This window comes from Bacillus sp. mrc49 (assembly GCF_002803435.1).
The window spans coordinates 1-4,120 of sequence record NZ_PHNG01000782.1 but is presented as its reverse complement, the minus strand read 5'-3'; the positions used below and the strand labels follow the sequence as shown (position 1 = coordinate 4,120).

Annotated in this window: 7 protein-coding genes, 1 pseudogene and 1 riboswitch; of the genes and pseudogenes, 1 reads left to right on the top strand and 7 read right to left on the bottom strand. The window is 40.4% G+C overall.

What is annotated here, in order from left to right; genetic code table 11:
• The 7 genes and pseudogenes from CVN76_RS24445 to CVN76_RS24415 form a co-directional block, all read right to left on the bottom strand.
• On the bottom strand, nucleotides 1-174 hold a 174-nt coding region (locus CVN76_RS24445; RefSeq protein WP_198512643.1), incomplete at its 3' end, for a 6,7-dimethyl-8-ribityllumazine synthase.
• Between the two features lie 67 nt (nucleotides 175-241).
• Nucleotides 242-877 (bottom strand): annotated as a pseudogene (gene ribB / locus CVN76_RS24440) (3,4-dihydroxy-2-butanone-4-phosphate synthase); the annotation flags it as partial.
• A gap of 19 nt (nucleotides 878-896) precedes the next feature.
• On the bottom strand, nucleotides 897-1,535 hold the full coding sequence (ribE, locus tag CVN76_RS24435; protein WP_100533393.1) for a riboflavin synthase: 639 nt from the start codon (nucleotides 1,533-1,535) through the stop codon (nucleotides 897-899).
• Between the two features lie 145 nt (nucleotides 1,536-1,680).
• Nucleotides 1,681-1,811, bottom strand: a riboswitch (FMN riboswitch).
• A 205-nt stretch (nucleotides 1,812-2,016) separates the two neighbouring features.
• Complete coding sequence (locus CVN76_RS24430; protein ID WP_232732459.1) at nucleotides 2,017-2,211, bottom strand: helix-turn-helix domain-containing protein; 195 nt, start codon at nucleotides 2,209-2,211, stop codon at nucleotides 2,017-2,019.
• Between the two features lie 2 nt (nucleotides 2,212-2,213).
• Complete coding sequence (locus CVN76_RS24425; protein WP_100533391.1) at nucleotides 2,214-2,666, bottom strand: ArpU family phage packaging/lysis transcriptional regulator; 453 nt, start codon at nucleotides 2,664-2,666, stop codon at nucleotides 2,214-2,216.
• Between the two features lie 56 nt (nucleotides 2,667-2,722).
• On the bottom strand, nucleotides 2,723-3,256 hold the full coding sequence (locus CVN76_RS24420; protein WP_100533390.1) for a hypothetical protein: 534 nt from the start codon (nucleotides 3,254-3,256) through the stop codon (nucleotides 2,723-2,725).
• Between the two features lie 118 nt (nucleotides 3,257-3,374).
• Nucleotides 3,375-3,683: a hypothetical protein gene (locus CVN76_RS24415; protein ID WP_100530536.1), complete on the bottom strand. Its 309-nt coding sequence runs from the start codon at nucleotides 3,681-3,683 to the stop codon at nucleotides 3,375-3,377.
• A gap of 173 nt (nucleotides 3,684-3,856) precedes the next feature.
• Between CVN76_RS24415 and CVN76_RS24410 the strand changes: the two genes are divergently transcribed.
• Complete coding sequence (locus CVN76_RS24410) at nucleotides 3,857-4,108, top strand: hypothetical protein (protein ID WP_100530535.1); 252 nt, start codon at nucleotides 3,857-3,859, stop codon at nucleotides 4,106-4,108.
• Nucleotides 4,109-4,120 lie beyond the last annotated feature (12 nt).

Sequence of the window (4,120 nt, the reverse complement as noted above, 5' to 3'; positions counted from 1 at the left end):
GAAAGCACCAGGAACCCAAGCGATATCCACATCATTTTCATCAACGCCATGACGCTTAAGGCCGTCCAACGCCCCGCCCAAAAGCTTGCTTGTGATAAATTCATTAAACCTTCCTACAACGATTCCCACTTTCAAACCTGATCCGATTAATTGTGCTTCAATGATGTTCCCCATATCCCAATTCCTCCTATTTTATAAAACGTTTAATTTTTTGTTCATGCTTTAAACCTTACGAATTTTGAACGTTCAGTTCCAGTTCCTGTTTTTCGGTTGTTTCGGCTTGTTGAAGGTACTGAATCAAATCAGCAATCGTTATGAATTTCAAATTGAATTTATCGGCGATGACTTCTAAATCGGACACCCGTGCCATCGACCCATCTTCATTCATGATTTCACAGATGACCCCAGCTGGTTTGGCACCGCATAACTTGGCCAGATCCACAGAAGCCTCCGTGTGCCCTGCCCGCTTAAGTACGCCGCCTTCTTTAGCGACTATCGGAAAAGTGTGGCCGGGCCTATGGAAATCCCCAGCAACCGAATCTTCTTTAAGAAGCTCCAGAATGGTCAAGGACCTTTCAAAGGCACTGATTCCTGTAGTCGTATTTTTATGGTCGACACTTACCGTAAAAGCCGTTCCATGCTGGTCGGTATTTTCCCCGACCATAGGATGCAAACTCAGCTTTTCCGCCAGTTCTCCAGTTATGGTTGTACAGATCAAACCTCGTCCATGAGTCGCCATGAAATTAATCGCATCCGGTGTCGCCTTTTCAGCAAGTACAACAAAATCGCCTTCATTTTCCCGATCTTCATTATCTGATACAATTACTACCTTGCCAGCTTTCAACTCTTCAATTGCTTCTTCAATCGTATGGAACATCCATTACACCGCCCTTGTCTTAAAATCCGTGCTTTGCTAAAAACTCTAGATTCAGTCCTGGTTTTGAGTCGCCTTTTTTCATTTGATGTACAATATATTTCCCAATCATGTCGTTTTCAATGTTAACGATATCTCCAGCCGCTTTCTGCCCTAATATGGTGTCCATATGAGTCAAGGGGATCAAAGAAACTGTTAAAAGGTTTCTCTCAATCCCAAAAATCGTCAGGCTCGTTCCATCAATGGCAATCGATCCTTTTGGTATGCAAAAGGCACTTAGCCCTTCTTCCAATTGGATGACATAATAAACGGCATTTTCTTTTCGTTCTTTTTTTATGATTGTTCCGGTACCGTCGATATGACCTGAAACGAAATGTCCACCAAACCTTCCCCCCGCACTCATGGCGCGCTCGAGGTTCACGGGTGAACCCACTTTTAACGTCCGGATCGTGGAAGCCTTGACCGTTTCTGGCATTACGTCGACGGCAAATAAACTTTTCGTGAAAGAAGTTACCGTCAAGCAGACGCCGTTGACTGATATACTATCCCCGAGATGAACATCTTCAAGAATTTTTTCGGAACGAATCGTCAACTCCATACTGCTTTTTCCTTTTTTCAAGGAATGAACAGTACCGATGTCCTCAATGATTCCCGTAAACATGCTTTTCCCCCTTTTATGAAATATAAAAAACCCCTTAGAAAGCCTAAGGAGTTAGCAGGAGAAATGAGTGAAAAAAATTGTATACCTAAGAAACCTAATTTTTTCATTTTCTGAAAATTAGGCGTACGTATACACTTGGGTTCCACACGTCCTTCTCCCATCCAGACTGTACTGTCGGCTTTGGAATCTCACCAAATCCTGCCTTTATCAGGCTCGCGGGCTTAGAATTGCTTCATCACCGCCGGTTGGGATTTTCACCCGACCCCGAAGGACACTATCAACACATTGCTGTGCTTTCTAGTATTATGTTGTTACTTAAAAGCCTTTGTAATAGGGTTTCCAACGGTTAGATAATTATCGGAATGTTTTCTAGTTATGTTGAATGTTACTCATTCCTACCAAGTATCCTACCAAAAACCTACCACGCTACTGACTTTTAATTACTGCAATACTATCATGTCAAAATAAAAAGAACAAGGAACTAATTTCCCTGTTCTCCATCTAACCATTTGAAAAAAGTGATTTTAGATACCTTGTATATCCTTCCGATTTTGACTACGTGAAAGGGAGGATTATTGAATAATTCATAAGTCTGGCTTCGACCTATACCTAATATCTCTTGTACGTGTTTTGGTTCCAGTGCTTCCGGTAGGCTATCCCTGTCTAATGCTGCCATCCTCATCCCTCCCCTCTAATAATTACGGCTATGTTTAAATTGAGCGCGAGCTTATAAAAAGCTTTCCAACGGATTTTTGTATATGTTCCTTCTGAAATGCTTGGTTGAAATTTAAAGCAGTACGTATTGTAATCGGTTAGATAATCCGAATCTTCTTGCATGTATCTTTCTTCAATTAGGAACTTCTCCAACTTAGGCAGCCGGCTTACAGCGCGTTCCAGTCGTTCACAGAAGTTTTTCCTATAAGCCTGTTGATCAACGTTGTAAATAGCAATAGAACCGGTTTGGTCACCTGTCATATTAGTGGGACCATGAAATCTTTCCTCTGCACTTGCAGTAACTGATGATTCACGTTCTTCAAAGATTAAGTATTTATATAAACGATATTTCTCTAGCGCTTGTTCAACAGCTTTCTGGGTTTCTTTTCTGTCTAATTCCGGCAATTCAAAGCTCATCTTCTTCCCCCATTTTCCAAAGAGGTTCCCCAGGCCGGAGCCCGGGGCCAAAATAATTATTCTAAAGAATCGTCATCACTTAGGGTGACCTGACCAAACGGATCATCGTTTTCCTCATCATCTGTTTTGTCTGAGTCAACTTGATCCTCGTTCTCTTCGTCCTGGGCCACATCATCCAAAGTCATCTGATTTGGGGAAACACTCGCGGTACCGTCTTTTTCAATCTTGTACTCGACTCCTTCATGATCATCTTCATCATAGAAATCATCTACAGACATTTGAGAAGGCTCCATAAACAAGGTGACGCTTCTTCCAGCGTGCGGGTAAAGCTTGATTACCTTGTCATCTGAATCGCCTTTGATATTAAACTTGAGGGTGGTTTTCTTGGAATCCTTCTGAACGGATACAAATTCAGCATTGAAAGTACCGGCTTTGCTTTCCTCAACATTAAGGATAACGATCGATCCAGCTAAACCGACAAGCTCCTGAGTGTTTGGTAGCTCATTACCTTGAACATGAAACTCCAGCACTTCCTTTTTGTCATCCTTTTGCATTTTCTTAAATAGAACGTTCAATGTAGTTTTAGTCATAAATCATTCTCCTTTTTATTTTAATATCATTTTACGCCCCCGTATATACGTTTTACGAGGTCGTAATAAATTTCGCAAGCTTCTACCTTCCAAGAAGCTAAAACACTTCTATGGGCATTTAAATGCGATTCTTATTGTATCTAAAATGATGGAGTTCTTTCATGGCTGCTTTATGTTTGGCCTTTAATTCTGAATGAGCCTTTTTAAGATCCTCGTGAGTTTGAACATGGACCGATAATCTTGCCGCCTTGGAATTTACCACACTGTATTTTTTATTGATTTTCCTAATGGTCTCTGCCTGGCTTTTCACCTTATTGCCCGTTTGGATATAGGAACTTTGAATCTCATCCAGCAAAGGTTTTAACCGTTTTGTTGAAACTGTCTTTTGGCCCTCCACAATCTTCCTTAGTCCGGCTAGTCCTTTCATGAGTTGGCTCCTTCCTGGTTTATTCGTACTGTGCCGCACTATTTTTGTAACTTTTTGTAACATGATAAGAATATACATTCAAACTTTCTGATGTTATAGTTAGAAAAAGTAAGGATATTTGGGTCCTACCCGACTGTTATTAGTCACTTCCCATTTATGGAAAGGAGACTGAAATGACAATCGAGCATGTGAAAAATTTCCTTTCAACATTGTGTGATTTTCGCGAAGTAGATATTACCCATACATTTACTTCAAATGGAATTCGAATTTTAAAATTAAGATCCTTAACTATTAATTCCCAACAAATTTTTCAATTAACTTATCCAGATAGGGATATAGTAGATACTTTTAGCGATATAGCTGAAGCTGCACAAGTGATTACAAACCTTATTTCTAAAGATACTCATATTCATACTCCTGTTTAGGAGTATTTTTTT

Excerpts from the sequence above, each read along its gene's own strand:
- ribE (WP_100533393.1), bottom strand. The coding sequence starts at position 1,535 with ATGTTTACGGGAATCATTGAGGACATCGGTACTGTTCATTCCTTGAAA.
- CVN76_RS24430 (WP_232732459.1), bottom strand. The coding sequence starts at position 2,211 with ATGGCAGCATTAGACAGGGATAGCCTACCGGAAGCACTGGAACCAAAA.
- CVN76_RS24425 (WP_100533391.1), bottom strand. The coding sequence starts at position 2,666 with ATGAGCTTTGAATTGCCGGAATTAGACAGAAAAGAAACCCAGAAAGCT.
- CVN76_RS24420 (WP_100533390.1), bottom strand. The coding sequence starts at position 3,256 with ATGACTAAAACTACATTGAACGTTCTATTTAAGAAAATGCAAAAGGAT.
- CVN76_RS24415 (WP_100530536.1), bottom strand. The coding sequence starts at position 3,683 with ATGAAAGGACTAGCCGGACTAAGGAAGATTGTGGAGGGCCAAAAGACA.
- CVN76_RS24410 (WP_100530535.1), top strand. The coding sequence starts at position 3,857 with ATGACAATCGAGCATGTGAAAAATTTCCTTTCAACATTGTGTGATTTT.